This window comes from Sphingomonas sp. BK069 (assembly GCF_014193405.1).
In the GTDB taxonomy this organism is placed as follows: domain Bacteria; phylum Pseudomonadota; class Alphaproteobacteria; order Sphingomonadales; family Sphingomonadaceae; genus Sphingomonas.
In genome coordinates this window covers 191432-214988 of record NZ_JACHZH010000001.1, presented here as the reverse complement: position 1 = coordinate 214988, position 23557 = coordinate 191432, and the positions used below count along the sequence as shown (strand labels likewise).

At 70.3% G+C, this 23557-nt stretch carries 25 protein-coding genes; 17 read left to right on the top strand and 8 right to left on the bottom strand.

Going from position 1 to position 23557, the window contains the following annotated elements; all coding sequences use genetic code 11:
* The first annotated feature begins 2 nt into the window (after positions 1 to 2).
* Both FHY02_RS00995 and FHY02_RS00990 read left to right on the top strand, forming a co-directional pair.
* Positions 3 to 245, top strand: a complete 243-nt coding sequence (locus tag FHY02_RS00995; protein ID WP_183921363.1) for a hypothetical protein — start codon at positions 3 to 5, stop codon at positions 243 to 245.
* Between the two features lie 37 nt (positions 246 to 282).
* Positions 283 to 2451 carry a TonB-dependent receptor gene (locus FHY02_RS00990; protein ID WP_183919650.1) on the top strand — a complete coding sequence of 723 codons (2169 nt, stop codon included), beginning with the start codon at positions 283 to 285 and terminating at the stop codon, positions 2449 to 2451.
* Positions 2452 to 2541: 90 nt separating this feature from the next.
* On the opposite strand, the gene FHY02_RS00985 is transcribed toward FHY02_RS00990, so the two are convergent.
* Positions 2542 to 3141: a histidine phosphatase family protein gene (locus FHY02_RS00985; protein ID WP_183919648.1), complete on the bottom strand. Its 600-nt coding sequence runs from the start codon at positions 3139 to 3141 to the stop codon at positions 2542 to 2544.
* Positions 3142 to 3325: 184 nt separating this feature from the next.
* On the opposite strand from FHY02_RS00985, the gene FHY02_RS00980 reads away from it, so the two are divergent.
* Genes FHY02_RS00980 through FHY02_RS00955 form a run of 6 tightly spaced genes read left to right on the top strand, consistent with a single transcriptional unit; the run spans position 3326 to position 9845 of the window.
* The gene (locus FHY02_RS00980; RefSeq protein WP_183919646.1) at positions 3326 to 4438 is read left to right on the top strand and encodes an NAD-dependent epimerase/dehydratase family protein; all 1113 of its coding nucleotides are present in this window, start codon (positions 3326 to 3328) and stop codon (positions 4436 to 4438) included.
* Entirely contained in the window at positions 4435 to 5496 is a 1062-nt protein-coding gene (locus FHY02_RS00975; RefSeq protein ID WP_183919644.1) for an SDR family NAD(P)-dependent oxidoreductase, read from the top strand. Before FHY02_RS00980 ends, FHY02_RS00975 begins: the two co-directional genes overlap by 4 nt.
* Positions 5497 to 5510: 14 nt before the next feature.
* On the top strand, positions 5511 to 6578 hold the full coding sequence (locus tag FHY02_RS00970) for a glycosyltransferase family 4 protein (protein WP_183919642.1): 1068 nt from the start codon (positions 5511 to 5513) through the stop codon (positions 6576 to 6578).
* Positions 6575 to 7690: a glycosyltransferase gene (locus FHY02_RS00965; RefSeq protein WP_183919641.1), complete on the top strand. Its 1116-nt coding sequence runs from the start codon at positions 6575 to 6577 to the stop codon at positions 7688 to 7690. Before FHY02_RS00970 ends, FHY02_RS00965 begins: the two co-directional genes overlap by 4 nt.
* Positions 7687 to 8775 (top strand): glycosyltransferase, encoded by a 1089-nt coding sequence (locus FHY02_RS23250; RefSeq protein WP_183919639.1) that lies wholly within the window; start codon positions 7687 to 7689, stop codon positions 8773 to 8775. Before FHY02_RS00965 ends, FHY02_RS23250 begins: the two co-directional genes overlap by 4 nt.
* Positions 8772 to 9845 (top strand): glycosyltransferase, encoded by a 1074-nt coding sequence (locus FHY02_RS00955; RefSeq protein WP_183919637.1) that lies wholly within the window; start codon positions 8772 to 8774, stop codon positions 9843 to 9845. The genes FHY02_RS23250 and FHY02_RS00955 overlap by 4 nt, the downstream gene beginning before the upstream one ends.
* A 260-nt stretch (positions 9846 to 10105) precedes the next feature.
* Here the strand turns inward: FHY02_RS00955 and serB are convergent, their stop codons facing one another.
* A complete protein-coding gene (serB, locus tag FHY02_RS00950; RefSeq protein WP_183919635.1) occupies positions 10106 to 10984 on the bottom strand; it encodes a phosphoserine phosphatase SerB in 879 nt (292 codons plus the stop codon).
* On the opposite strand from serB, the gene miaA reads away from it, so the two are divergent.
* From miaA to FHY02_RS00920, 6 genes are all read left to right on the top strand, one after another.
* Positions 10983 to 11909, top strand: a complete 927-nt coding sequence (gene miaA / locus FHY02_RS00945; RefSeq protein ID WP_183919632.1) for a tRNA (adenosine(37)-N6)-dimethylallyltransferase MiaA — start codon at positions 10983 to 10985, stop codon at positions 11907 to 11909. The two genes, serB and miaA, sit on opposite strands and share 2 nt — an antisense overlap.
* Before the next feature lie 53 nt (positions 11910 to 11962).
* Positions 11963 to 13711, top strand: a complete 1749-nt coding sequence (locus FHY02_RS00940) for an acetolactate synthase 3 large subunit (protein ID WP_183919630.1) — start codon at positions 11963 to 11965, stop codon at positions 13709 to 13711.
* Between the two features lie 138 nt (positions 13712 to 13849).
* A complete protein-coding gene (gene ilvN / locus FHY02_RS00935) occupies positions 13850 to 14365 on the top strand; it encodes an acetolactate synthase small subunit (protein WP_183919628.1) in 516 nt (171 codons plus the stop codon).
* A gap of 116 nt (positions 14366 to 14481) precedes the next feature.
* The gene (gene ilvC / locus FHY02_RS00930; RefSeq protein ID WP_183919626.1) at positions 14482 to 15501 is read left to right on the top strand and encodes a ketol-acid reductoisomerase; all 1020 of its coding nucleotides are present in this window, start codon (positions 14482 to 14484) and stop codon (positions 15499 to 15501) included.
* A gap of 57 nt (positions 15502 to 15558) precedes the next feature.
* Positions 15559 to 16371 carry a hypothetical protein gene (locus FHY02_RS00925; RefSeq protein WP_183919624.1) on the top strand — a complete coding sequence of 271 codons (813 nt, stop codon included), beginning with the start codon at positions 15559 to 15561 and terminating at the stop codon, positions 16369 to 16371.
* A gap of 86 nt (positions 16372 to 16457) precedes the next feature.
* A complete protein-coding gene (locus tag FHY02_RS00920) occupies positions 16458 to 17075 on the top strand; it encodes a YceI family protein (RefSeq protein WP_183919622.1) in 618 nt (205 codons plus the stop codon).
* Positions 17076 to 17219: 144 nt separating this feature from the next.
* Here FHY02_RS00920 and FHY02_RS00915 read toward each other — a convergent pair whose 3' ends face one another.
* Positions 17220 to 17609, bottom strand: coding sequence for a BLUF domain-containing protein (locus FHY02_RS00915; protein WP_183919620.1), 390 nt, complete (start codon positions 17607 to 17609; stop codon positions 17220 to 17222).
* Positions 17610 to 17861: 252 nt separating this feature from the next.
* Here FHY02_RS00915 and leuA point away from each other — a divergent pair, with 252 nt between their 5' ends.
* Entirely contained in the window at positions 17862 to 19520 is a 1659-nt protein-coding gene (gene leuA, locus FHY02_RS00910) for a 2-isopropylmalate synthase (protein ID WP_183919618.1), read from the top strand.
* On the top strand, positions 19517 to 20161 hold the full coding sequence (locus tag FHY02_RS00905) for an HAD-IA family hydrolase (RefSeq protein WP_311721762.1): 645 nt from the start codon (positions 19517 to 19519) through the stop codon (positions 20159 to 20161). The genes leuA and FHY02_RS00905 overlap by 4 nt, the downstream gene beginning before the upstream one ends.
* A gap of 12 nt (positions 20162 to 20173) precedes the next feature.
* On the opposite strand, the gene FHY02_RS22785 is transcribed toward FHY02_RS00905, so the two are convergent.
* Both FHY02_RS22785 and FHY02_RS00895 read right to left on the bottom strand, forming a co-directional pair.
* On the bottom strand, positions 20174 to 20656 hold the full coding sequence (locus FHY02_RS22785; RefSeq protein ID WP_260172543.1) for a hypothetical protein: 483 nt from the start codon (positions 20654 to 20656) through the stop codon (positions 20174 to 20176).
* Positions 20656 to 20976: a hypothetical protein gene (locus FHY02_RS00895; RefSeq protein WP_183919616.1), complete on the bottom strand. Its 321-nt coding sequence runs from the start codon at positions 20974 to 20976 to the stop codon at positions 20656 to 20658. The genes FHY02_RS22785 and FHY02_RS00895 overlap by 1 nt, the downstream gene beginning before the upstream one ends.
* 101 nt (positions 20977 to 21077) lie before the next feature.
* Here FHY02_RS00895 and FHY02_RS00890 point away from each other — a divergent pair, with 101 nt between their 5' ends.
* Entirely contained in the window at positions 21078 to 22082 is a 1005-nt protein-coding gene (locus FHY02_RS00890) for a sensor histidine kinase (RefSeq protein ID WP_260159061.1), read from the top strand.
* On the opposite strand, the gene FHY02_RS00885 is transcribed toward FHY02_RS00890, so the two are convergent.
* Genes FHY02_RS00885 through FHY02_RS00875 form a run of 3 tightly spaced genes read right to left on the bottom strand, consistent with a single transcriptional unit; the run spans position 22075 to position 23513 of the window.
* Positions 22075 to 22506, bottom strand: coding sequence for a DUF1178 family protein (locus FHY02_RS00885; RefSeq protein ID WP_183919614.1), 432 nt, complete (start codon positions 22504 to 22506; stop codon positions 22075 to 22077). The two genes, FHY02_RS00890 and FHY02_RS00885, sit on opposite strands and share 8 nt — an antisense overlap.
* A 7-nt stretch (positions 22507 to 22513) precedes the next feature.
* The gene (grxC, locus tag FHY02_RS00880; protein WP_183919612.1) at positions 22514 to 22771 is read right to left on the bottom strand and encodes a glutaredoxin 3; all 258 of its coding nucleotides are present in this window, start codon (positions 22769 to 22771) and stop codon (positions 22514 to 22516) included.
* Positions 22772 to 22802: 31 nt separating this feature from the next.
* Positions 22803 to 23513: a ComF family protein gene (locus tag FHY02_RS00875; RefSeq protein WP_183919609.1), complete on the bottom strand. Its 711-nt coding sequence runs from the start codon at positions 23511 to 23513 to the stop codon at positions 22803 to 22805.
* Positions 23514 to 23557 lie beyond the last annotated feature (44 nt).

Sequence of the window (23557 nt, the reverse complement as noted above, 5' to 3'; positions counted from 1 at the left end):
CCCTGTGGCGCCGCTTCAAGCGCCTGTTCGCGGTCAAGACCAAGTTCGAAGCCTTTCTCGTGATCTACGCGCTCGCCACCGGGGCGGTAGAGCGCGGCTTCGGCTATGTTCATCGCCTGCCTGGCGCGCGCGGCTGGCTGATGTTTGCCGCTTGCACCGGGGTGGTCTTCATCGCCGGCGGCAAGATACTCGATGCGGTGGAACGCGACGAGCACGACCGCGAAGCCGGTCTTGATATGTTGTAACATTGCGCTAGAGGGGTGGTTATAGTCGGAGTCGTTCATGAAGAAGATCCTCCTCGCCGCGGTCGCGCTTTCGCCGCTCGCCTCTCCCGCCGCCGCTCAGACCAACCCCTTGCCTGCCGCCCCGAGCGAGGCCGATGCGAGCGGCGGTGCCGGTACCACCCGCCAGCGCGATCCGCACCGCTCCGACGACGTGATCGTCACCGCGCCGATCCGCCAGAGCGAGTCGGACGTGCTGCAAGGCACCTCGGTCTTGACCGGCAGGGAGCTGACCCGCGAGCTTCGCCCGACGATCGGCGAGACACTCGCGCGCCTTCCCGGCGTCTCCGCCACCTCCTTCGGCCCGAGCGCCTCGCGCCCGATCCTTCGCGGCTTCCAGGGTGACCGCATCCGCGTGCTGACCGACGGCATCGGCTCGATCGACGTCTCGAACACTTCGGTCGACCATGCCGTTGTGATCGATCCGCTGCTGGCCGAGCGGGTCGAGGTGCTGCGTGGCCCCTCGGCCTTGCTGTACGGCTCGTCGGCGATCGGCGGCGTAGTCAACGTCGTGGACCGTCGCATCCCGCGCGCCATCCCCGAGAACGGCTATCGCGCCGACGCGATTGGCAGCTACGGCAGCGCCGCCGACGAGCGCTCGGTCGGCGCCGCGGCGGACGCGCAGGTCGCCGGGCCGCTCGTGCTCCACGTCGACGGCTCCTACCTGAAGAGCGACGACCTGCGTACCGGGCGCGGCTATCTGCTGTCGCCCCAGGCCCGCGCCGCTGCGCTGAGCCAGGTCGGTCTGCCGCAGGACAGCGACGAGCCGATCGACTTCGCCGCCTCGGCCGGGCTGCGTGACCGGCTCCCCAACTCGGCCGCGGAGACCTGGACCACAGGGGTCGGCGCCTCGATCATCACCGACACGGGCAACTTGGGCGTGTCCTACAGCCACTATGACAGCCTGTACGGCGTGCCGATCCGCTATGCCACCGAGGTCGGCCAGGAGCAGGAGGCGCCGCGGCTCAGCGTCGTCCAGAACCGGGTCGACCTGCGCGGCGAGGTGCAGACCGGCGGCGGCTTCCTCGATCGCATCCGCGTCCGCGTCGGCCACGCCACCTATCGCCACTTCGAGCTGGAGGAGGACGGCAGCGTCGGCACCGCCTTCTACAACAACGGCCTCGAGGGCCGGCTCGAGCTGGTGCAGGCCAATCGCGGCGGCTGGCAAGGCGCCAGCGGCGTGCAGTTTTTCAACCGCCAGTTCAACGTGGCGGGTGATGAGGCCTTCCTGCCGCGCAACGAGACCAACCAGGTCGGCCTCTTCACGCTGCAGCAGGTGTCGCTCGGCGGCTTCCGCGCCGAGGGCGGCCTGCGTTACGAGGCCACCGACCTTGCCGCGCGCGCGCCCGGCGTGGACACGCGCTTCTTCAACGGCACCCGCTCGTTCGACGCGCTGTCCGGGTCGCTCGGCGCCTCCTACGAGGTCGCGCCCGACGTGCGCATCGGGCTCAACGGCTCGCACACCGAGCGCGCCCCCTCCGCCGAGGAGCTGTTCGCCAACGGGCCGCACGCCGGCACCCAGGCCTATGAGCTCGGCAGTCCCGACTTCAGGCTGGAGAAATCCTGGGGCCTGGAGGCGACGCTGCACGCGCACGGCGACGGCTTCAGCCTCGACGCCTCGGCCTATTACAACTGGTTCAGCAACTATATCTCGGAGAACCAGGTCGACCAGTCGGTCTGTCTGGCCCGCTCGGACGATGTCGACCTGCCCTGCTTCCAATATCAGCAGCAGGACGCGCGCTATTACGGCTTCGAGGCGGATGCTTCGCTGCGGCTGGCGCAGGTGGGCGGCTATACAATCAACGCCGACCTGCTCGGCGACTATGTCCGCGCCAATATCGTCGACCAGGGGCCGGTGCCGCGCATCCCGCCCGCGCGCGTGCTCGGCGGCGTCGAGGCGCAGGGCGAGCGGCTCGGCGGACGGGTCGAGGTGGAGCATGTCTTCCCGCAGAACCGCACCGCCGCGTTCGAGACGCGCACCGACGATTACACGATGACGAACGCGTCGCTGTCCTTCCATCCCTTCGGCAGCGCCAGCGACCGCACCAGCATCCTGCTGTCGGCGAACAACATCTTCGACGTACTCGCGCGGCGCCACCCGAGCTTCCTCAAGGACTTCGCCCCGCTCGCCGGACGCGACGTGCGGGTGACGCTCAAGGTCGGGATCTGAGTCGGCGGGCGCGCCGGCGTGCCCCTGCGAAGCCGGGAGCCCAGCGCCACGAGCAACCCGCTTGTGGCCCTGGGCCCCGGCCCGCGTCGATCAACGGGGAAGATCGTCGCGCGGTCGCTCGTTGAGCGCGACCAGTGTCGCGCCGCCGCGCTCGTCGAGTGCCAGCGTCGTCACCGAGCCCGGATCGCAGCCGAGCTGGAACATTCGCTCGAACCCTAGCCCGAGCCAGTGCGCCACCACGCCGCGAATGATGTCGCAGTGGGTGACGCACAGCGTCGTCCCCTCGCCGACAGCGGCGAGGAAACCGGTCGCGCGCGCCACTGCCTCGCCCATCGTCTCGCCGCCGGGGCAACGCGCGCTGCCGCGCTCCGCGTTCCACTGCTGCCAGTCGGGATCGTCTGCCAGCGAGGCGAAGTCACGGCCGGTGAAAGCACCGAAGTCGATCTCGTCGAGCGACGGAGCATGGACCACGTCGATCCCGTGAGACTGCGCCACCGCCGCCGCGGTCTCGACCGTACGTCGGCGCGGGCTGGCGCGAATCGCGCTCACGTCGACGCCAGCGAGGTGACGCGCGAGCGCGGCCGCTTCATCATGTCCGCGCGTGCTCAGCGCGATCTCCGATCGGCCGCTGAGCACATGGCCGACCTCGGCATGGCTACCGTGGCGGGCGAGCAGCAGAAGGCGTGTCATGCCGCACGTCTACCACGACTCGCGCAAACCATAGGAAAATTTCGGTTGCGCAATAAGTTAGGGAACCAAGCTAAGTAGAAGATGTTCCTCTCCCTGTAACCAAGCGGCAACGTGGCCGCTTGTCGTTGATCTCGATCAGTCGGTCCGGGGCGGCCCCGATGATCGAGCGAGTGGGAGGGTGGAAATGGAGACGGTTCTCATCACCGGCGGCGCCGGGTTCATCGGTCGCTTCGTCGCCGACGAACTGCTCGCTCGCGGCAACAAGGTGCGCGTGCTCGACAGCCTGATCGAGCAGGTGCACGGCGATGTCGAACGCCCCCCGCTCCTCAACGACGAGGTCGAGCTGATCCGCGGCGACGTGCGCAACGGCGACGTCGTGACCAAGGCGCTCGACGGGGTCGACAGCGTCATCCATCTCGCCGCCGAGGTGGGCGTCGGCCAGTCGATGTACGAGGTCGAGCGCTATACCTCGACCAACGACGTCGGCACCGCGGTGCTGTTCGAGAAGCTGATCGACCGGCCGGTACGCCGCGTCGTCACGGCGTCGTCGATGTCGATCTACGGCGAGGGGCTGTACCGCGACGCCGACGGTGCGCTGGTGCAGGACGCCGAGCGCAAGGGATTGCGCGACGGGCTCAGCAACTGGGAGCCGGTCGACGCGCAGGGGCGCCCGCTCGCCCCCGTCGCCACCCCCGAGTGGAAGCAGCCGAATCTCGCCTCGATCTACGCGCTCAACAAATACGTCCAGGAGCGCACCACGCACATCATGGCAGCGCCCTACGGCATCGAGGGCGTCTGCCTGCGGCTGTTCAACGTCTACGGCCCCGGTCAGGCGCTCTCCAATCCCTATACCGGCGTGCTCGCGATCTTCGCCTCGCGCCTGCTCAACGGTCAGAAGCCGATGATCTTCGAGGACGGCGAGCAGCGCCGCGACTTCGTCCATGTTTCCGACGTGGCGCGCGCCTTCGCCGACGCGCTGGTGCTGCCACAGGCGGTGGGCGGCACGTTCAACATCGGCTCCGGCCACGACCGCTCGGTCACCGAGGTCGCCACCGAACTGGCACGCGCGATGGGCAAGAACGATCTCACCCCCGAGATCGTCGGCAAGGCGCGCATCGGCGACATTCGACATTGCTTCTGCGACACGTCGCTGGCGCAGGACAAGCTGGGCTTCGCGGCGACGCAGGACTTCACCCAGGGTCTCGCCGAGCTGGCCGAATGGGTCGCGCAACAGACCGCGGTCGACAAGGTCGCGACGATGCGCGCCGAGCTCGAGAAGCGCGGGCTGGTGGCATGACGACGCCGATCCTCGTCACCGGCGGGGCCGGCTTCATCGGCTCCAACCTCGTCGACCGGCTCGCCGACGACGGGCATGACGTCACCGTCTATGACGCACTCGCGCGCGCTGGGGTCGAGCGCAATCTGGCCTGGCTCCAAGAGCGCCACGGCCAGCGCGTCCGCTTCGTCCACGCCGACGTGCGCGACACCGCGCGCCTCGCCGACGAGGTGGCGCGGTCGCGCGCCGTCTTCCATTTCGCGGCGCAGGTGGCGGTGACGACCAGCCTCCACGACCCGGCGGACGATTTCTCGACCAACATCACCGCCACCTTCCAGCTGCTCGAGGCGCTGCGCACGCGAGCGCCGCACGTGCCGCTGATCTTCGCCTCGACCAACAAGGTGTACGGCGATCTCGCCGACCTCGACTTCGCACTCGAGGACCGCGCCTATGTCCCGACCGACGCCGACGTGCGCGCGCACGGCATCGGCGAGGCGCGCGCGCTCGACTTTCATACGCCCTACGGCGTGTCCAAGGGCGCGGCGGACCAATATGTGCTCGATTACGCCCGCAGCTTCGGGCTGAAGACCTGTGTCTTCCGGATGAGCTGCATCTACGGCCAGCGCCAGATGGGCACCGAGGACCAGGGCTGGGTCGCGCATTTCCTGATTCGCGCGCTCAATGGCCAATCGATCACGCTCTATGGCGACGGCCATCAGGTGCGCGACATCCTCGACGTGCGCGACGCGGTGAACGCCTATGTCGCGGCGTGGCAGCGGATCGATCAGGTCGCGGGGCGCGCGTTCAACCTCGGCGGTGGTCCCGCCAACGCGGTCAGTCTGCGCCGGCTGCTCGACCATATCGCCGCGCTGATCGGCCGCCCGGTCGACCTGCGCCTGTCCGACTGGCGGGCGGGCGACCAGCGCTATTTCGTCGCCGACGCGCGCGCCGCGATCGGCGCGCTCGATCTGCCGGCACGGCGCGACTGGCGCGACGGCGTGGCGGCGCTGGCCGACTGGCTCCAGGCGCAGCGCGACGAGAGCGGCGCCAGCGCGCAGCGGATCGAGGTCGCGGCGTGACACGACGATTGCTGATGACCGCGGACGCGGTCGGCGGCGTGTGGCAATATGCGATCGAGCTGGTGCGCGGGCTGGTGCGCGACGGCTGGGCGGTCGACCTTGCCTCGCTCGGGCCGGCCGCGTCGCGCGCGCAGCGGCTCGAGGCCGATCAGGCGGGCGTCACGCTGCTCGACACCGGCCTGCCGCTCGACTGGCTCGCGACCGACGCGCGCGAGGTGATCGCCGCCGCCGACGCGATGGCGCAGCTGGCGCGCGAGCGCGGCGCGGATCTGGTCCAGCTCAACCAGCCGGCGCTGGGCGTGGCGAGCTTCGCCATGCCGGTCATCGCGGTGGTGCACAGCTGCGTCGCGAGCTGGTGGGAGGCGGCGGGCAACGGGCCGCTGCCGCCGAGCCTCCGCTGGCAGACCGATCTGGTCGCACGCGGGCTGGCACGCGCCGACGCCGTCGTGGCGCCGAGCACCGCGCTCGCCGCGACCGTCTACCGCCTCTATCCCGAGGTGCCGATCCCGCTGGCCATCCACAACGGCCGCTCGCTGCCGCCTGCGAGCGGGCCGATGCACGACTTCGCCTTCACCGCCGGCCGTCTGTGGGACCGCGGCAAGAACGTCGCCACGCTCGATCGCGCCGCGGCGCGGCTGGGCATCCCGTTCAAGGCTGCGGGCGCGACCACCGGACCGCACGGCGAGCACGCCCGCGTCGAGCATCTCCACCTGCTCGGCCATGTCGGCGATGAGGTGATCGCGGGGTGCCTCTCGGCGCGCCCGGTGTTCGCATCGGCCGCGGTGTACGAGCCGTTCGGGCTGGCGGTGCTCGAGGCGGCGCTGGCGGGCTGCCCGCTGGTGCTCTCCGACATCCCGACCTTCCGCGAGCTGTGGCAAGGTGTCGCCACCTTCGTGCCGGCGGACGACGCGCTCGGCTTCGCCGCGGCGATCGAGGAGCTGGCCGGCGACGTGCCGCTGCGGGTCGCGCGCGGGGCGCTGGCGCGCCGCCGCGCGCTGACCTACACGCCCGAGCGCAATCGCCGCGCCATGGCGACGCTGTACGACCGGCTGATCGACGGCGGCTCCAAGGTCGCGGCATGAGAATCGTCTACCTCACGCACAGCCTCGACTCCTGCTGGAACCACGGCAACGCGCACTTCCTGCGCGGGGTGCTCTCCGAGCTGATCGCGCGCGGGCACGACGTCCGCGTTCACGAGCCCGCCGACAGCTGGAGTCGCGCCAACCTGGTCGGCGACCATGGCGAGGAGGCGCTCGCCGCCTATCGCACCGCTTATCCGGAACTCTCGTCGTCGCGCTACGCGGCGGAGGTCGACCCCGCCGCGCTGGTCGACGGCGCCGACGTGGTGATCGTCCACGAGTGGAACGACCATGGCTTGGTCGCGGCGCTCGGCAACCTCCGCAAGGCCGGAGCGAGGTACACGCTGCTGTTCCACGACACGCACCACCGCGCGGTCAGCGCGCCCGAGGAGATGCGCGCCTACGACCTGTCCGGCTACGACGGGGTGCTCGCCTTCGGCGAGGCGCTGTCGCGCGTCTATCGCGACTGGGGCTGGGGCGAGCGCGTCTGGACCTGGCACGAGGCCGCCGACACCCGCCGCTTCTTCCCGGTCGAGGGCGAGCGGTCCGGCCTGGTGTGGATCGGAAACTGGGGCGACGGCGAGCGCACCGCCGAGATCGAGCAGTTCCTGCTCGCTCCGGCGCGCGACGCCGCGCTGCCGCTCGATATCTACGGCGTGCGCTACCCCGACGAGGGCAAGGCGATGCTGGCGCGCTACGGCGCGCGCTATCACGGCTGGGCGCCCAACGCCGCCGCGCCCGCCATCTTCGCGCGCGCGCTGGCAACGGTGCATGTGCCGCGGCGCTATTACACCACGATCCTGCCAGGCATCCCGACGATCCGCGTGTTCGAGGCGCTCGCCTGCGGCATCCCGCTCGTCTCCGCGCCGTGGGACGACGCCGAGCATCTGTTCCGCCCCGGCGAGGACTTCCTGTTCGCCGCCGATGGCGCCGCGATGACACGCATGCTGACCGTCCTGCGCGACGATCCCGACCTGCGGGCCGCGCTGGCGCGTTCGGGGCTCGAGACCATCCTCGCCCGCCACACCTGCGCGCACCGCGTCGACGAGCTGCTCGCCATCCTCGATCGCCTCGATGCCCCCTCCCTTTCCGCTGCCCGGAGCACCGCCGCGTGAAGATCGCTTTCTACGGTTCCAGCCTCGTGTCGTCCTATTGGAACGGCGCCGCGACCTATTATCGCGGCATCCTGCGCGCGCTCGCCGAACGCGGCTATGACATCACCTTCTACGAACCCGACGCGTTCGAGCGCCAGCAGCACCGCGACATCGATCCACCGCCCTACGCCAAGTCGGTCGTCTATCCCGCGACGGTCGAGGCGATGCGCGCGGTGGTCGCCGAGGCGGCGGAGGCGGACATCGTCGTGAAGGCGAATGGCGTCGGCGTGTTCGACCGCGAGCTGCTCGAGGGCGTCACCGCCGCGGCGCGGCCGGGCGCGCTGAAGATCTTCTGGGACGTCGACGCCGCCGCGACGCTCGACGAGATGCGCGCCGACGCCGACCATCCGGTGCGCGCCGCGCTGCCGTCGATCGACATGGTGCTCACCTATGGCGGCGGTGCGCCGGTGGTCGACGCCTATCGCGGCTTCGGCGCGGCCGAGTGCGTGCCGGTCTACAACGCGCTCGATCCCACCACGCACCACCCGGTCCCGCGGGACGAACGCTTCGCCTGCGACCTCGCTTTCCTCGGCAACCGCCTGCCAGATCGCGAGGCGCGCGTGGAAGAATTCTTCCTGCGCCCCGCGGCGGCACTGCCCGATCAAAGCTTCCTGATCGGCGGCAACGGCTGGGACAGCAAGGCAATGCCCGCCAACGTGCGTCACCGCGGCCATGTCTTTACCGCGGAGCACAACGCCTTCAATTGCACGCCGCGGGCGGTGCTTAACGTCGCGCGCGACTCGATGGCGCATGTCGGCTTCTCCCCTGCGACGCGGGTGTTCGAGGCGGCGGGGGCGGCAGCGTGCCTGATCACCGACGCGTGGGAGGGGATCGAGCTGTTCCTCGCACCCGACCGCGAGGTGCTGGTGGCGCGGGACGGGCAGGACGTCGCCGACCATCTCGCCGCGCTCACGCCCGATCGCGCCCGCGCGATCGGCAATGCCGCGCTGGAGCGCGTGCTCGCCGAGCACACCTATGACCTGCGCGGCGCCCAGGTCGACGCGCTCTTCCAGGCGCATGCCGCGCGCGAGCGGGTGGCGGCATGAGGCTCGTCGTCCTCGGCCTGTCGCTCAGCTCCTCCTGGGGCAACGGCCACGCCACCACCTTCCGCGCGCTGCTCCAGGCCTATGCCGCGCGCGGCCACCAGATTCTGTTTCTCGAGCGCGACATGCCCTGGTACGCGTCGCACCGGGACGAGCCCGCGCCCGATTACTGCCGGTTGGAGCTGTACGACTCGCTCGAGGCGCTCGCCGACTGGCGCGACGTCATCGCCGAGGCGGACGCGGTGATGGTCGGTTCTTACGTGCCCGACGGCATCGCGGTCGCGCGGCTGGTGCAGGATTGGGCGACCGGTGTCACCGCCTTCTACGACATCGATACGCCGGTGACGCTCGCCAAGGTCGAGGCTGGCACGTGCGACTATGTCTCGCCCGAAGTGATCCCGGGCTATGACGTCTATTGCTCCTTCACCGGCGGTCCGACGCTGCGGCTGATCGAGCACCGCTACGGCAGCCCGGCGGCGCGCGCGCTCTACTGCTCGGTCGACGCCGAGCGCTACCGCCCGACCGGCGCGGCGACGCGGTGGGACCTCTCCTATCTCGGCACCTACAGCATCGATCGCCAGCCGACGCTCGACCGGCTGCTGCTGGAGCCGGCGCGGCGCCACCCGGACATGCGCTTCGTCGTCGCGGGGCCGCAATATCCCGACGACATCGACTGGCCCGCCAACGTCGAGCGGATCGAGCATCTGCCCCCCGCCGACCACCCCAACTTCTACTCGGCGAGCCGCGCCACGCTCAACGTGACCCGCGCCGACATGATCGCGGCGGGCTGGTCGCCCTCGGTGCGGCTGTTCGAGGCGACCGCCTGCGGCACGCCGATCGTCTCGGACCGATGGAAGGGGATCGAGGAGCTGCTGACGCCCGGGCGCGAGATCGTGCTGGCGGACACGCCCGAGGACGTCGAGGCGATGCTGGCACGCGACGATCTCGCCGCAATGGGCGCCGCCGGGCGCGAGCGCGTGCTTGCGGAGCATACCGCGGTCCACCGCGCGGCCGAGCTGGAGGCGCATCTGGAAGAGGCGATGGCGGCGAAGCGGGAGGCGGTCGCGGCGTGATCCCGTGCACTCCTGCGGACGCAGGAGCACGGCCGCGCTCAAGGACGAGGGAGAACCAGCGTCATCCGGCTCGAGGCGACCTTCGGAATGTCGCGGATCGTTCCTCCCCCTCTACCGTCATCCCGAGCTTGTTCCGAGATCCACCGTCCCGCGAACTCATCGGCCGTCATGTGCGCGGAAAAGTGGATCCCGGAACGAGTCCGGAATGACGGAGGGTCGGAAAGTCCCGCTCAGGGCGGGAATGACCGAGAAATCCGCTCCTACGCCACCCACTCCGCCTTTGGCACGCCCTGCGCCCAGAGCAGCGCGGCGAGGTCGCCATGCTCCACCCGCGCCGCCGCGGCCGCGGCGACGATCGGCTTGGCGCGATAGGCGACGCCCAGCCCCGCCACCTCGATCATCGCGAGATCGTTGGCGCCGTCGCCCACCGCCAGCGTCGCGCTATCCGCCAGCCCCAGTGCGGCGCGAGTCTCCAGCAGCGTCGTCCGCTTGGTCGCCGCGCCCACGATCGGGCGGGCCACCGTCCCGGTCAGCACGCCATCCTCCAGCTCGAGCACGTTGGCGATCGCGCGGTGGAAGCCGATCGCGTTCGCCACCGGCTCGGCGAAGCGCGTGAACCCGCCCGACACCAGGACCGCCGTCGCCCCCCACGCGCGCATCGTCCGCACCAGCGTGGTCGCGCCGGGCATCAGCCGCACGCGCTCGTCGAGGCATTCCTGGATCACGCTGCCGCGCAGTCCCTTGAGCAGCCCGACGCGCGCGTCGAGCGCCGCCTCGAAGTCCAGCTCGCCGCGCATCGCGCGCTCGGTGATCGCGGCGATCTGCGGTTTGAGCCCGGCATAATCGGCGAGCTCGTCGATGCACTCGACCGTGATCATGGTCGAGTCCATGTCCGCGACGAGCAGCATCTTGCGCCGGGTCTCGCGCGGCTGGACCACCACGTCGACCGCCTCGAAAAGCCCCTCCAGCCCCGCGCGCGCGTCGGCGGGGGCGAGCTCGAAGTGAAGGTCCGCGGCGTCGCCCTCGTCGATCCAGCCGAGCGTCGTCGGCGCGCAGCCCGCCGCGGCGAGCCGCTCCTGCGCCGCGGCGACGATATTGGGCGTCAGCCGCCCGGCTGCTATCAGCGTCGCCGTGAACATGGGTTCTTCCCCTGAGACTTGTCGGAAACCGCGGGTCGCGCTCATCGCAGGGCCGACCGCGAGCGGCAAGAGCGCGCTGGCGATCGAGCTCGCGGAGCGCGTCGGCGGCGTGGTGATCAACGCCGACGCCAGCCAGGTCTATCGCGACCTGCGGCTGCTCTCCGCCCGGCCGTCCGAGGCGGACGAGGCGCGCGTGCCGCATCGGCTGTTCGGCTATGTCGACGGGGCGGAGGCCTGCTCGGCCGCGCGCTGGGCGGAAGACGCCCGAGCCGCGATCGCCGCTGCGCACGCGGAAGGCCGGCTCCCGGTGCTGGTCGGTGGTACCGGCCTCTACCTGCGCACGCTGCTCGACGGGATCGCACCGGTGCCCGAGATCGACCCGGTCGTTCGCGGCGCGGTTCGCTCGCTGCCAGTGACCGAGGCCCACGCCGCGCTCGGGCGAGAGGACGCGCCCGCCGCCGCTCGGCTCGCGCCGGGCGATTCCGCACGGGTGGCGCGCGCGCTCGAGGTGGTGCGCTCGACCGGCCGCCCGCTCGCCGACTGGCAGCGCGAGCGGACCGGCGGTATCGTCGCCACGATCGATCTCAGCGCGCTGGTGCTGCTGCCGGAGCGCGAGCGACTGGTCGCGCGCTGCGACGCCCGTCTGGAGACGATGTTCGCCGCGGGCGCGATCGACGAGGTGGCCGCGCTGCTTGGGCGCGCCGACGTGCCCGAGGACGCGCCCGTACGGCGCGCGATCGGCGCGCCGGAGATCGCGGCTTACCTGGCCGGGGCGATCACCCGCGACGAGGCGCTCGCCCGTGCGCAGCTCGCAACCAGGCGCTACGCCAAGCGTCAATACACCTGGTTCCGCCATCAGCCACCCGCCCACTGGAACCGAAGCGAAAGCGCTACTTTGGAATTTTATTTCTCGAAAGCGTGTTGACGGGCAACTTTCGATGCCGTAGCGCGCCCCGACTTCAACTGAGGAGACGTGACGTGACCACCGAGAAGAGCGGAGCCGATATCCTCGTCGAGGCGCTGTGCGATCTCGGCGTGGAGGTCGTGTTCGGCTATCCGGGCGGCGCCGTCCTGCCGATCTACGACGCCTTGTTCCGCTCGCAGCGGATTAAGCACATCCTCGTCCGGCACGAGCAGGCCGCGACGCACGCCGCCGAGGGCTATGCGCGCTCGACCGGCAAGCCCGGCGTGGTCCTCGTCACCTCAGGCCCGGGCGCCACCAACGCGGTGACCGGCATCACCGACGCGCTGCTCGACTCGATCCCGATGGTGGTGATCACCGGCCAGGTGCCGACCAACCTGATCGGCAGCGACGCCTTCCAGGAGGCCGACACGGTCGGCATCACGCGCCACTGCACCAAGCACAATTATCTGGTGAAGGACCCGGCGCGGCTCGGCCCGGTGATCCACGAGGCGTTCCACATCGCCACCTCGGGCCGCCCCGGCCCGGTCGTGGTCGACATCCCCAAGAACGTCCAGGTCGCCACCGCCGCCTACGGCGCGCCCGGCCCGATTCAGCACAAGACCTACCGCCCCGCGCTCGCCGCTGACCCGGCGCTGATCGAGCAGGTGGTCGACATGCTCGCCGCCGCCGAGCGCCCGGTGTTCTACACTGGCGGCGGCGTCATCAACGCCGGCCCGCGCGCGTCCGAGCTGCTGGTCGAGCTGGCGCATCTCACCGGCGCGCCGGTGACCTCGACGCTGATGGGCCTGGGCGCCTATCCCGCGACCGGACCGCAGTGGCTCGGCATGCTCGGCATGCACGGCACCTACGAGGCCAATATGGCGATGAACCAGGCCGACCTGGTAGTGAACGTCGGCGCGCGCTTCGACGATCGCGTCACCGGGCGGCTCGACGCCTTCTCGCCCAACAGCCGCAAGGTCCACATCGACATCGACCGGTCGAGCATCAACAAGACCGTGCGGATCGACCTGGCGATCGTCGCCGACGCCGGCCACGCGCTCGCCGACATGGTGCGCGTGTGGCGCGAGCGGCAGCACCCGCGCCCCGATCTCGCCGACTGGTGGCAGCGGGTCGAGTCGTGGCGCGCCAAGAAGTCGCTCAGCTTTCCCGAGAGCCGCAGCGAGATCATGCCGCAGCGCGCCGTCCGCGCGCTGTGGGAGGCGACGCACGCGCGTGCCCCGATCATCACCACCGAGGTCGGCCAGCACCAGATGTGGGCGGCGCAGCATTTCGGCTTCGAGGCGCCGAACAAATGGCTCACCTCGGGCGGGCTCGGCACGATGGGCTACGGCCTGCCCGCGGCGATCGGCGCGCAACTCGGCAATCCCGACGCTTTGGTGATCGACATCGCCGGCGAGGCGTCGATCCAGATGAACATCCAGGAGCTCGCCACCGCCACGCAATATCGCCTGCCGGTCAAGGTCTTCATCCTCAACAACGAATATATGGGGATGGTGCGCCAGTGGCAGGAGCTCACCTATGAGAGCCGCTACTCGGAAAGCTATTCCGACTCGCTGCCCGATTTCGTCAAGCTGGCCGAGGCCTATGGCTGGAAGGGGATCCGTATCGAGCATCCCGATCAGCTCGAGCAGGGCATCGCCGACATGCTCGCGCACGACGGGCCGGTGATGGTCGACTGCATGGTCGCCAAGCTGGCCAACTGCTTCCCGATGATCCCATCGGGCGCGGCGCACACCGACATGATCCTCCAGGCCAACGAGGTCTCGGGGACGATGGACGACGAGGCCAAGGCGCTGGTGTAAACCCTTTCACTCCTCCCCGGAACGGGGAGGGGGACCATGCGGAGCATGGTGGAGGGGGTGCCACGCGAACGCAGCGCTTGTGGAGGCCCCCCTCCACCAGCCTGCGGCTGGTCCCCCTCCCTGTTCCGGGGAGGACTGATGCAGATACGAGAAGAGAAGGCCGAGCGGCACACGCTGGCGGTGATCGTCGACAACGAACCCGGCATCCTCGCACGGATCGCCGGCCTGTTTACCGCCCGCGGCTACAATATCGAGAGCCTCACCGTCAGCGAGATCACGCTCGACAAGGCGGTGAGCCGGATCACCATCGTCACCTCCGCCAGCCCGGCGACGCTCGAGCAGATCGTCGCGCAGCTCGAGCGGCTGGTGCCGGTCCACCAAGTCACCGACCTCACCGCGCGCGGCGCGCACGTCGAGCGTGAGCTGGCGCTGGTGAAGGTGGCAGGCAGCGGCGACCACCGGATCGAGGCCCTGCGCCTCGCCGAGGTGTATCGCGCGCGCGTCGTCGACGCGACGATCGCCTCCTTCGTGTTCGAGGTCACCGGCACGATCGAGAAGATCGACAAGTTCGTCGAGCTGATGGGCGAGGTCGGTCTGGTCGAGGTGGCGCGCACCGGCATCGTCGCGATCGCGCGCGGCGCCGAGGCGGCGTAAGCTATTTTGAACCGTCGCCCCGGCGTAGGCCGGGGCCCAGGTCCACACGCGCCGCCGTCCGCGGTCCTGGATCCCGGCCTGCGCCGGGATGACGACGAGCAGAGGGAAGAAAAGAAATGAAGGTCTACTACGATCGCGACGCCGATCTGAACCTGATCACCGGCAAGAAGATCGCGATCCTCGGCTATGGCTCGCAGGGCCACGCGCACGCGCAGAACCTGCGCGATTCGGGCGTGACGGATATCGCGATCGCGCTCCGCCCGGGCAGCGCGTCGGCGAAGAAGGCGGAGGACGCCGGCTTCAAGGTGCTTGCCAACAAGGAGGCCGCGGCCTGGGCCGACGTGCTGATGATCCTCGCCCCCGACGAGCACCAGGCCGCGATCTGGGAGAGCGACCTCAAGGGCAACATGAAGCCCGGCAGCGCGCTCGCCTTCGCGCACGGGCTTAACGTGCATTTCGGCCTGATCGAGCCGCCCGCTGACATCGACGTCATCATGATCGCGCCCAAGGGCCCGGGCCACACCGTCCGCTCCGAATATGTCCGCGGCGGCGGCGTCCCCTGCCTTATCGCAATCCACCAGGACGCCAGCGGCAACGCGCATGACGTCGCTTTGGCCTATGCCTCGGGCGTGGGCGGCGGCCGCTCGGGCATCATCGAGACCAACTTCCGCGAGGAGTGCGAGACCGATCTGTTCGGCGAGCAGGCGGTGCTGTGCGGCGGCGCGACCGCGCTGGTCCAGGCCGGGTTCGAGACGCTGGTCGAGGCCGGCTACGCCCCCGAGATGGCCTATTTCGAGTGCCTGCACGAGCTCAAGCTGATCGTCGACCTGATGTACGAGGGCGGCATCGCCAACATGCGCTACTCGATCTCGAACACCGCCGAGTACGGCGACATCAAGACCGGCCCGCGCATCATCACCGACGAGACCAAGAAGGAGATGAAGCGAGTGCTGGCCGACATCCAGTCGGGCCGCTTCGTGCGCGACTTCGTGCTCGACAATCGCGCCGGCCAGCCCGAGCTGAAGGCCAGCCGCATCGCCGCCAAGCGCCATCAGATCGAGCAGGTCGGCAGCGAGCTGCGCGCGATGATGCCGTGGATCGGCGCCAACAAGCTGGTCGACAAGGAGCGCAACTGACGCTCGGAGCGCGCGCGGCGGATTGAAGCCGCGCGCGCGCTCCTGTAGGCGCGCGCGATGCGGACGGCGACGTACCGAGACTCGTCGTATCGCACGCGCGCCGACTCCGGCAGCCGCGCCGTCTCCTGGGCGCTCGCGCTCGGCATCGCCGCGCTGCTGCTCTACGCGCTGCTGCGCATGGGCGGCGTGGTGCGCGGCGACTTCGGCGACCATCGCCCCCTCAGCACCTTCGACGTGAGCGCGCAGGGCCAGCGCGCCGAGACCGCCGCGACCAAGCGGACCGAGCGCGCGCGCCAGTCGGGCCGTCAGCGCACCGCCCCGGCCGCGCGCGAGCGCCCGGTCGAGCGCGCTGCCGAGGCGCCGCCCCCGCCGCTGTCCGAGCTGAAGCTACCCGGCGTGATGATCCTCAGCCGCAGCGACTATGCCGCCTCCGACGTCGGCAAGATCAAGGGTACCGCGCCCGCCCCCGGCTCGGGCGCGGAGGGGCAGCAGAGCGCCAGCGCGGGGGCGGGCGACGACACCCCCTCGGTCGGCGCCGGCCCCGGCGGCGAGCCGTTGTATGCCGCGGAATGGTACCGCAGGCCGACGCGCGCGGAGACGAGCCCGTACATGCCGCGCGGTCGCGCCGGCTGGGGCATGATCGCCTGCCGCACCGCGCCGCGCTTCCACGTCGAGGATTGTCGCGAGCTCGGCGAGTCGCCCGGCTCCGGGATCGCGCGTGGGCTGCGCCAGGCGGGATGGCAGTTCCTGGTGCGGCCGCCGCGTCGCGGTGGCCAGCCGCTGATCGGCGCCTGGGTCCGCATCCGCTTCGACATCACCGTCGAGCGCGCGCCGGGCGAAACGTCGCCCGACTCGTCCGGCGGCGAATGAGCGCGCCGAAAACCTCTGTTTCGCCGCGGCCCCTAGCCGCCCGCGCGATACTATGGTGCAAGAGGCGCTTCACAGGAGGAAGCAACATGCGTCATCTTCTCGTCGCCGGCCTGGTCGCCGCGCTCGCCGTTCCCGCCGCCGCGCAGCTCGCCACCGCACCGGGCCAGCCCGGCCAGCCGAGCGCCGCGCGCGTCGCAGCGGGCACCTATCAGGTCGATCCCGCGCACACGCAGGTGACCTGGGAGGTGAACCACCTCGGTTTCTCGATGCTGCAGGGCCAGTTCGGCGCCGCGGGCGGCTCGATCACGATCGATCCCAAGAAGCCCGCCGCTACCAAGGTGGAGGTCACCTTCGCGGTCGATCAGCTCTCGGTCACCTCGCCGCAGTTCGCCAATCACCTCAAGTCGAAGGACTTCTTCGACGCGGCCAACAATCCGACGGCGCGCTTCGTCTCGACGTCGGTGACGCCGCGCGGCGCGAACAAGGCGGTGGTCGCCGGCGAGCTGACGATCAAGGGCAACACCAAGCCGGTCACGCTCGACGTCACCTTCGTCGGCGCGGGCGACAATCCGATGAGCAAGAAGGCGAACTTCGGCTTCGTCGGCACGGGCACGATCAAGCGCAGCGACTTCGGCCTCGGCTATGCCGCGCCGGCAGTGTCGGACACGGTGAAGCTCAACGTCAACGCCGCCTTCACCGCGTAGACGGGGTCCTCTCTCCAACCCTGGCGTCATCCTGAGCTCGTCTCAGGATCCACTGTGCCGCTCATGCTGTTGTTGCGGCACCTGCGGGACGGTGGATCCTGAAACAAGTTCAGGATGACGCCGGAAGTGGGCCGAAAGTGGCTATCACGCCGCGCGCTGCAGCCGCGCGAAGCTGTCGAAGGTCGCGCGCACCGCGGGCGACGCGTTGGCGACGAGGGTAGCGACGCGGCGCGTGAACGCCTCGCCGTCCGAGCCGGGGACGCGCTCGGCCATCGCCCAGTCGCCGAACTCGCGCTGGGCCACCTCCCGCCGCGACAGCACGACCAACGCGCGGTGGCGCGGGTCGGCGCCGATGCGCGCGAAGGCGCGCTCCACCATCGCCGGCTCGCCCTCCAGCGCCTGGAGGAAGCGCCTTCCGTCGCTGAACAGCAGGCCCGAGATCCGATCACGCGTGTTGTTGGCGCGCGATTCCGCCAGGATCGACGCGGTGGCGACGTGACCGACGGCGGTGCTGATATAGACCAGCTGCAACATGATGAACTCCCTCGTACGGCTCCTCTCTCGCCCACAAAGGTTTCTTTTCACTCAAGATATCCCGCGCAGATCGCCGCGCTGGACAAGCCCCGGCGGCGCGCGCTACTCAGGCCAGCGATGACCATGGCCCGCGGCTTCGCCCTGCTGCTTCGACTTACGCGCCCTTAGGCGCGTCACCGCTCGCGCGCCCGTCGCGCCGCGCCTAAGGGCTGGACCGTCTCCCCTTCCGCTCCTGTCGAGAGAGCCACCGTCATGCTGCGCGACCCCGCGACCAAATACCGCCCCTTCCCTCCCGTCGACCTGCCCGACCGGCGCTGGCCATCCGCGACGATCACGCGCGCGCCGCGCTGGCTCTCCACCGACCTGCGCGACGGCAACCAGGCGCTGATCGACCCGATGGACGCCGAGAAGAAGACGCGCTTCTTCGACCTGCTGGTGAAGGTGGGACTGAAGGAGATCGAGGTCGGCTTTCCCTCCGCCGGCGCGACCGAGTTCGACTTTATCTCGGGCCTGATCCGCGACGATCGCGTGCCCGAGGACGTGCAGATCCAGGTGCTCACCCAGTCGCGCCGCGACCTGATCGAGCGCAGCTTCGCCAGCCTGGAGGGCGCGCACAGCGCGATCGTCCACCTCTACAACGCGGTCAGCCCGGCGTGGCGCAAGATCGTCTTCGGCATGTCGCGCGACGAGGTGAAAAGGATCGCGGTCGACGGCGCCAAGGTGCTGCGCGACGAGGCCGCCAAGCGCCCGAACACGCGCTGGCAGTTCGAATATTCGCCCGAGACCTTCTCCACCGCCGAGCTCGATTTCTCGCTCGAGGTCTGCGAGGCGGTCGCCGAGGTGCTGGCGCCGACACCCGAGGCGCCGATCATCTTCAACCTGCCCGCCACGGTGGAGTGCGCGACGCCCAACGTCTATGCCGACCAGATCGAATGGTTCGCGCGCCACCTGCGTCAGCGCGACGCCGCGGTGATCTCGCTCCACACCCACAATGACCGCGGCACCGGCGTCGCCGCGGCGGAGCTCGGCATCATGGCCGGCGCCGACCGGGTCGAGGGCTGCCTGCTCGGCAACGGCGAGCGCACCGGCAACTGCGACCTCGTGACGGTCGCGCTCAACATGTACACACAGGGCGTCGACCCGCGGCTCGACCTCTCCGACATCGACGCGATCGTGAAGACGGTGGAATATGCCACCAACATCCCGGTCCACCCGCGCACGCCCTATGCCGGCGATCTCGTCTTCACCGCTTTCTCGGGCTCGCACCAGGACGCGATCAAGAAGGGCTTCGCCGCACAGGGCGCGCGCAACGACGGGCTGTGGGAAGTCCCCTATCTGCCGATCGACCCGGCCGACCTCGGGCGCAGCTACGAGGCGGTGATCCGCGTCAACTCGCAGTCGGGCAAGGGCGGTGTCGCTTGGGTGATCGAGCAGGACAAGGGGCTGCGTTTGCCCAAGCGGCTCCAGGCCGACTTCAGCCGCCAAGTCCAAGCGCTGGCGGACGAGACCAGCCGCGAGCTCAACGCCGCCGATATCTGGGGCGCGTTCGAGCGCGCCTATCTGCCCGGCGAGAGCGACCGCTTCGTACTGCGCGACTATGACGAGAGCGGCGCCGCGGGCGAGCGCGTCTTCGTCGGCCGCATCGCTATCGACGGCGAGGAGCGCTCGCTGTCGGGCCGCGGCAACGGTCTGATCTCGGGCGTGATCGCCGCGCTGGCCGACAGCACCGGGCCGACGCTCGACGTGGTCGACTATGCCGAGCACGCGATCGGCCACGGTGCCGGTGCGCAGGCGGCGGCCTATCTCGAGTGTCGCACCTCCGACGGACGCACCGTCTGGGGCGTCGGCATCGATAGCGACATCGCCACCGCGAGCGTCCGCGCCGTGCTCTCCGCGGCGAACCGCGCGTGACGCGCCGCTACGCCGCCTTCCTGTTCGACATGGACGGGACGCTGATCAACTCGATCCCCTCGGCGGTGCGCGCTTGGACCGCTTGGGCCGAGCGCCACCGCGTCGACGTCCACGAGCTGATGCGCGTGATGCACGGCGTGAAGGCGATCGAGACGATCCGCCGCTTCGCCCCGCCCGGGGTCGACCCGCAGCGCGAGTTCGAGCTGCTGCTCCAGGCAGAGATCGACGATGTCGCCGACGTGGTCGAGATCGCCGGCGCTGCAGCCTTCACCGCGGCGCTGCCGCCCGAGCGCTGGGCGATCGTCACCTCCGCGCCGCGCTCGCTCGCCGAGGTCCGGCTACGGGCCGCCGGCGTGACCGCGCCGGCGGTGATGGTCACGGCCGACGACGTGGAGCGCGGCAAACCGGCGCCGGACTGCTTCCTGCTCGCCGCCGAGCGGCTCGGAGTCGACGCGCGCGAGTGCCTCGTCTGGGAGGACGCACCCGCGGGTATCGCCGCGGCCGAGGCGGCGGGTGCCGACGTGATGGTGATCTCGGCGACCCACCACGAACCGCTCGACACACGCTGGCGCCAGGTCGGCGGCTATGACGCGCTCACCGCCGCGCTGGAACAGGATCGGCTGGTGCTCGACGGGTTCTGAGGGCGTCCACGCTCAGCGCCCGGGCGTAGCATAAGAAGGCGGGTCGCTCGCTGGAAAGGACTCGTCCGATCCCTCGTCGACCCTGTCCCAGCCGGGCGGCCCGGCATCGGCCATGCTCCCCGGCCCGGCGTCGCGCACCGGCGGCGGCGCGAGTCGGGTTGGCGATGCCACGCCTCGTGGTCGCGTCGCACGGCGGCCCAACAGGAAGCCGAGTGTGCCAGCGAGCAGGAGCGTGCCCCAACCCGGTCCCGCGCTCCGCACCGGCTCCGCCGCGCTCGCGCGTTCGCCCGCGCGGCCGCTCGCCTCGACGAAGCTGACACCCGACTGCTCGTCCAGCGTGAGCACGCGGCCGTCGCTCGACGTCATCTCATGGGTGAGCGATTCATCGCTGCCCTCGGGGATCGCGTTTCCTTCGCCGCGCATCCCGCCTGCCGGCGGCGTCTGGTTGTTCTCGGGATCGGCGGTGCCGTAGAGCCGGAAGCCGTCGCCACCCATCACCCTCGCTCCCGACAGTCGCGGACCACCGCGACGGCGCAACCGATCGCACCGCCGACCAGCGCGAACACCAGCACGTTGTCCGGCCCGCTCGCCGGCGCGACCCGCCATTTGACCGCATAGACGAGGAGCGCGACCAGAACGCCGATGGCGAAGAGCATGGCGGCCCCGCGTGGCTTACCTTCGATCGACTCGATCGGCATGACCTGACCTCCTTCGACACGCACCGTGGAGCACGTGAGCGGGTCAACGTCGCGGCTCGATAAGCGTTCAAAAACAAACGGCTGAAATGGATCACCCCGACGACTGATCTGGCTCATGTGACCGCGCGATGACAGGGTCTCGCCGCGCTGGTAGACAGGGCCGCGACGGTATCAACCGGGCTTGGGGGCAAACGACAGATGGGGTGAGCCCTCGGATCATGGACCGGCTGCCGTATGGCAGCGGGAGAGGGCTCGTCGGCTTGGTGGGCGCGGTGACGCTCTCGCTGGCCGCAGCCGGACTGCGCCTCGCACTCGACGATCTTTTCCCACCCGGCTTTCCCTATCTGACCTTCTTCCCAGCGGTAATCCTCTCGTCGTTCCTCTTCGGCGCGCGCGCGGGGGCGATCGCCGGGCTGCTGTGCGGGCTGCTGGCCTGGTATTATTTCATCCCACCGTATCGCAGCTTCGCCCTCCAGGGCGGGACGTGGGTCGCGCTGTTATTCTATGCCGCCGTGGTTGGGCTGGACGTGCTGCTGATCCTCTGGCTTCAGCGTGCCAATCGTCGCCTGCGCGCCGAGCGCGAGCGCAACGAGGCGCTGGCGGACCGCAGCGAGCTTCTCTTCCGCGAGTTGCAGCATCGCGTCGCCAACAACCTGCAGATGGTCGGCGCCGTGCTCCACCATCACGCGCGGGATGTGAGCGATGCGCTCGCCCGCGCCCCCTTGAGTGAGGCGGCCCACAAGCTCGAGCTGATCGGGCGGATACAGCGCCAGCTCTATGGCAGCGATGGCAGCCCGGTCGCGCTCGATAGCTTCCTCGCCCAGCTGGTGGACGACGTCATGGCCGCGGGCGGCAAGCCGGGGGTTCGCCACCTGTTGCGCGTCGCCCCCGGGATCGTCCTCGCGCCCGACGTGGCCATACCGCTCGCGCTGATCCTCGCCGAGGGGATCGCCAACGCGGTCGAGCACGGCTTCGACGGTCGGACGAGCGGATGCATCGCGGTGACGGTGACCCGCGAGGCGGGTGCGATTGCCCTCGTCATCGCCGACGACGGAGAAGGCCTACCGCCCGATTTCGCGCTCGATGCCGCCTCCAGCCTCGGCCTGCGCGTATCACGCACCTTGGCGCGACAGATCGGTGGCACGCTCAGCCTCTGTGAGCGACCGGGCGGTGCCGCGCTGCGATTGGTGATCCCCGATCGCGTGGGACAGGGGCTCAGTTGACCTGATCGGGGGGCGCCACGGGAAAGAGCAGCGGTGCGATCGGAACTCCCTCCTCCACCAGCTCGCTGACCTCGGCCGCACTCGCCTGACCGTGGATCGCGCGTTCGGGCCGCTCGCCCTCGTGCATCGCGCGCGCCTCGGCGGCGAAGTCGCCGCCGACCCAACGCGACCGGCGCAGCAGCTCGGCCTGAAGCGCCACCAGCTTGCGGAGCGCCTCGGCCTGCGACGCCGGCGGCGCCTCGGCGCGACCGCGATTGCTCTTGGCGCCGACGTTGGGCGCCATCACGGCTTTCTCTACCCCGGTCTCACCGCAGGTCGGACAGGCGACGAGGCGACGCGCGCGCTGCTCTTCATAGGCCGAGGTAGAGGCGAACCACGCCTCGAACACATGCGCCCGCGCGCAGCGAAGGTCGAAGACGATCACGTGCCGCTCAGGCGGCGAGCATCGCGTCGAGCTTGCCCGCGCGCTCCAGCGCGGCGAGATCGTCGGAGCCGCCGACATGGACGCCGTCGATGAAGATCTGCGGCACCGTCGAGCGACCTGACGCGCGCCCGATCATCTCGGCGCGCTTGTCGCGTTGTACCCCAATGTCGGTCTCCTCGACCGACACGCCCTTGCGCGCGAGCAGGTTCATCGCGCGCGAACAATAAGGGCAGAACGCCTTGGTGTAGATCTCGACCCGTGCCATGCCACCTAATTGTGGTCGCGCCCCCGCGCTGTCAATCGGTTCGCGGCAGCACGCGGGCCCAGACCAGCACCGTCACCCGTGCCGCACCGGCGGCGAGCAGCGTCGCGGTACAGGCGTCGGCGGTGGCGCCACTGGTGTAGACGTCGTCGACCAGCACGACATGTGCGCCAGCGACCCGCGCGCGGCGACGCTCGGGCACGCGGAAGGCACCCGCTACGGCGCGATGCCGCTCGCCCGCGCCACGCTCGCGCAGCATCGGCGTGGCGCGGTGGCGCTCGAGCAGTCGCGGATGCCATGCCACGCCGCTAACCCGCGAGACGGCGGCGGCGATCAGCGCGGCCTGGTTGTAGCCGCGTGACCACATCCGCCAGCGATGCAGCGGCACCGGCACCAGCACCGTGGCGTCCGCCGGCACCCAGCGCGCCATCAGCCGCGCCGCGGTGACGGCGTAAGCGGCGCGGCCGCCGTGCTTCAGCCGCAGCGCGAGCGTGCGCGCCACCTCACCATAAGCGACGGCTGCGCGGACCCCGGCATGGCGCGGCGGTGCGGCGCGGCAGTCGTCGCAGCGCGCGCCGGCCCCCGCCGCGGCGGCGAGCGGCAGGTGACACGTCACGCACCAGGGCGGCCCGAGGAAGTGGAGCGTTGCCCAGCACTCGGCGCAGAAGCGCCCCTGCGCCGAGACGATAGCGCCGCAGCCGGGGCAGCGCGGCGGCAGCACCTGATCGATCAGCCGCGTGAGCACGTCGCGCTTGTGGGCGCCGCCGCGAGCGGGCACAAGCCGTCGGG

What these genes read in the sequence shown, in the direction of transcription:
- FHY02_RS00955 (WP_183919637.1), top strand. Translation starts at nt 8,772, where the DNA reads ATGAGGCTCGTCGTCCTCGGCCTGTCGCTCAGCTCCTCCTGGGGCAAC.
- FHY02_RS00920 (WP_183919622.1), top strand. Translation starts at nt 16,458, where the DNA reads ATGCGTCATCTTCTCGTCGCCGGCCTGGTCGCCGCGCTCGCCGTTCCC.
- grxC (WP_183919612.1), bottom strand. Translation starts at nt 22,771, where the DNA reads ATGGCACGGGTCGAGATCTACACCAAGGCGTTCTGCCCTTATTGTTCG.
- FHY02_RS00915 (WP_183919620.1), bottom strand. Translation starts at nt 17,609, where the DNA reads ATGTTGCAGCTGGTCTATATCAGCACCGCCGTCGGTCACGTCGCCACC.
- FHY02_RS00990 (WP_183919650.1), top strand. Translation starts at nt 283, where the DNA reads ATGAAGAAGATCCTCCTCGCCGCGGTCGCGCTTTCGCCGCTCGCCTCT.
- FHY02_RS00965 (WP_183919641.1), top strand. Translation starts at nt 6,575, where the DNA reads ATGAGAATCGTCTACCTCACGCACAGCCTCGACTCCTGCTGGAACCAC.
- FHY02_RS00925 (WP_183919624.1), top strand. Translation starts at nt 15,559, where the DNA reads ATGCGGACGGCGACGTACCGAGACTCGTCGTATCGCACGCGCGCCGAC.
- FHY02_RS00890 (WP_260159061.1), top strand. Translation starts at nt 21,078, where the DNA reads ATGGACCGGCTGCCGTATGGCAGCGGGAGAGGGCTCGTCGGCTTGGTG.
- leuA (WP_183919618.1), top strand. Translation starts at nt 17,862, where the DNA reads ATGCTGCGCGACCCCGCGACCAAATACCGCCCCTTCCCTCCCGTCGAC.
- serB (WP_183919635.1), bottom strand. Translation starts at nt 10,984, where the DNA reads ATGTTCACGGCGACGCTGATAGCAGCCGGGCGGCTGACGCCCAATATC.
- FHY02_RS00985 (WP_183919648.1), bottom strand. Translation starts at nt 3,141, where the DNA reads ATGACACGCCTTCTGCTGCTCGCCCGCCACGGTAGCCATGCCGAGGTC.
- ilvC (WP_183919626.1), top strand. Translation starts at nt 14,482, where the DNA reads ATGAAGGTCTACTACGATCGCGACGCCGATCTGAACCTGATCACCGGC.
- FHY02_RS00975 (WP_183919644.1), top strand. Translation starts at nt 4,435, where the DNA reads ATGACGACGCCGATCCTCGTCACCGGCGGGGCCGGCTTCATCGGCTCC.
- FHY02_RS00980 (WP_183919646.1), top strand. Translation starts at nt 3,326, where the DNA reads ATGGAGACGGTTCTCATCACCGGCGGCGCCGGGTTCATCGGTCGCTTC.
- FHY02_RS00895 (WP_183919616.1), bottom strand. Translation starts at nt 20,976, where the DNA reads ATGAGCCAGATCAGTCGTCGGGGTGATCCATTTCAGCCGTTTGTTTTT.
- ilvN (WP_183919628.1), top strand. Translation starts at nt 13,850, where the DNA reads ATGCAGATACGAGAAGAGAAGGCCGAGCGGCACACGCTGGCGGTGATC.
- FHY02_RS22785 (WP_260172543.1), bottom strand. Translation starts at nt 20,656, where the DNA reads ATGGGTGGCGACGGCTTCCGGCTCTACGGCACCGCCGATCCCGAGAAC.
- FHY02_RS00970 (WP_183919642.1), top strand. Translation starts at nt 5,511, where the DNA reads ATGACCGCGGACGCGGTCGGCGGCGTGTGGCAATATGCGATCGAGCTG.
- miaA (WP_183919632.1), top strand. Translation starts at nt 10,983, where the DNA reads ATGGGTTCTTCCCCTGAGACTTGTCGGAAACCGCGGGTCGCGCTCATC.